Annotated in this window: 1 protein-coding gene; it reads left to right on the forward strand. The window is 71.6% G+C overall.

Annotation, left to right across the window (positions count from 1 at the left end):
• Window positions 1–111 precede the first annotated feature (111 nt).
• A partial coding sequence (locus NXI30_29095; GenBank protein ID MCR9098297.1) for a class I SAM-dependent methyltransferase occupies window positions 112–1,033 on the forward strand: 922 nt, incomplete at its 3' end.

Raw genomic sequence — 1,033 nt, forward strand, 5'->3', positions numbered from 1 at the left:
CGCGAACCTCGAGGACGCCGAGGGCATCACCGTCGCGCAGGACGAGATCGTGCCGGCCAACTTCCGGACGCTCGCCGCCATCCGCGCGTTCGTGCAGCGAAAGAAGGACGCGTGAGCGACGAGGAGTTCGTCAAGCCCGAGCGGCCGGTTCCCCTCGAGCCGCCCGTCGTGCACCCCACCGGCGACGAGCCCGCGCCCGAGCAGGCGCAGAACCGCATCCTCGAGCCCGACGACATCCGGCGCGAGCCGATGGCGGGGGCGAACCGCGGCATCGCGGCGCAGATCGCGCGAGAGAAAGAAGAGGCCGGCCAGCAGCTCTCCTTCGTCTACCCGTCGAAGGTCTGGGAGTACCCGTGGGCGCTGACCCGCCACGCCGCGCCCGAGGGCGAGCTGGTGCTGGACGCGGGCTGCGGGGGGTCCGCGCTGCCGATCCGCCTCGCCTCGCTCGGCGCGACCGTCGTCGCCATCGACAACGACCTGCGCTGGCTGACCATGCTCGCGCGCGCCGCGGAGTTCCACCGCGCGGCGGTCGTGCCCGTCGAGATGGACATGACGGCGCTGAAGTTCCCGGACGCGACCTTCGACCGCGTCTACTGCATCTCGGTCCTCGAGCACATCGACCCCGACGCCCAGCCCGGCGTCGCGCGGGAGATGAACCGCGTGCTGAAGCCAGGCGGGATCCTCTACCTCACGGTCGACTACGACGAGGTGGAGCGGCGGAGCGAGGACGACGTCGTCTACGACCGGCTCGCCCTGCAACGGAACGCCATCGCCCCGAGCGGGCTCGAGATCGAGGGCACCACCCTCTACACGAGCGACGACTGGGACACGCTCCACCACCGCATGAGCGAGTTCAAGCTGCACACCTTCGCGGCGATGGCGGTCGCGTTGCGCAAGCCGCCCGCCGAGGGTCCGGAGTCGGCCGACGCGATCGCGAAGCGGCGCGCGCGCATCGGCGACGGCTTCGTGCGCGGCGTGAACCTCTCCGTCGACGGCGACCTCCGCAAGCTCCAGCGGAGGCTCGACGGCGTCC

It is taken from the genome of bacterium, from assembly GCA_024742285.1.
GTDB lineage: Bacteria > Myxococcota_A > UBA9160 > UBA9160 > UBA4427 > UBA4427.